The organism is Paenibacillus sp. 1-18 (assembly GCF_000520755.1).
Taxonomy (GTDB): domain Bacteria; phylum Bacillota; class Bacilli; order Paenibacillales; family Paenibacillaceae; genus Paenibacillus; species Paenibacillus brasilensis.
Genome location: NZ_ASSB01000102.1, coordinates 1 through 882 on the forward strand (window position 1 = coordinate 1; position 882 = coordinate 882).

The following is an 882-nucleotide window of genomic DNA, read 5'->3' on the forward strand; positions in this document are numbered from 1 at the left end:
TTGGGAATAAACTTGATCAGTGCACCCAGCCTTAGCACGCCCATTAAGACGAGTATAATCCCCGCCATAAAACCGGCTATGAGTAAATTTTCATAACCGTATTGCATGACAATAGCGAGCAAAATGGGAATAAACGCACCTGTAGGTCCTCCAATCTGGAATTTGGACCCTCCCAGCAGCGAAACCAAAATTCCTGCCACTATGGTTGTGTACAGCCCATATTCCGGCTTTACCCCTGATGCAATGGCAAACGCCATGCCAAGCGGAATCGCCACAATCGCTACAATACACCCGGAAATCAGATCCTTTCGCAAAGCCCCTGCATTATAGCCCTCGAACCTTCCTATCCACTTCATCCCTGTAACCCTTCTTTTCTGTAATAGCATTACTTCTCGTTGCGTATACCTTCCAGCAACGAAATAGCCTCAACCAAATGATTGTCAAAAATCCGCCGCGCCACCACAAGCAGCTCCGTCAAAAGCGGGTCACGCAATGAGTACACGACCGTTGTCCCTTCCTTGAAGCTGTTTACCAAATTTTTGGCCCGCAAAATGGCCAATTGCTGCGATACGGCAGAACCTTCGGAACCGAGAGCAGTCTGCAACTCGTTCACATTCCGCTCTCCTTCACTCAGCACCTCCAAAATGCGGATGCGCAGAGGGTGAGCCAATGCTTTGAAAAAGTCGGCCTTAAACTTCTGGAGATCTCCTTCCATGCTTGCTCCATCCCTCTCATACAAATTTCCCTGTAAATGATCAACAATATCTGAATATTTGAATATTTAGTACAATAACAGCTTTGGACCAATTGAAATATGATGTTACTCACACTTCAATTTCATCCGTCTGCAAAACTGAATATGAGGTTGGAAATTTACTTAAA

2 protein-coding genes are annotated in these 882 nt (G+C 45.6%); both read right to left on the minus strand.

The window, feature by feature from the left end:
• A partial coding sequence (locus L693_RS27775) for a SulP family inorganic anion transporter (protein ID WP_269320830.1) occupies positions 1-356 on the minus strand: 356 nt, incomplete at its 3' end.
• 29 nt (positions 357-385) lie between these two features.
• Positions 386-715 (minus strand): ArsR/SmtB family transcription factor, encoded by a 330-nt coding sequence (locus L693_RS0107080; protein ID WP_025716670.1) that lies wholly within the window; start codon positions 713-715, stop codon positions 386-388.
• Positions 716-882 lie beyond the last annotated feature (167 nt).

What these genes read in the sequence shown, in the direction of transcription:
- L693_RS0107080 (WP_025716670.1), bottom strand. Translation starts at nt 715, where the DNA reads ATGGAAGGAGATCTCCAGAAGTTTAAGGCCGACTTTTTCAAAGCATTG.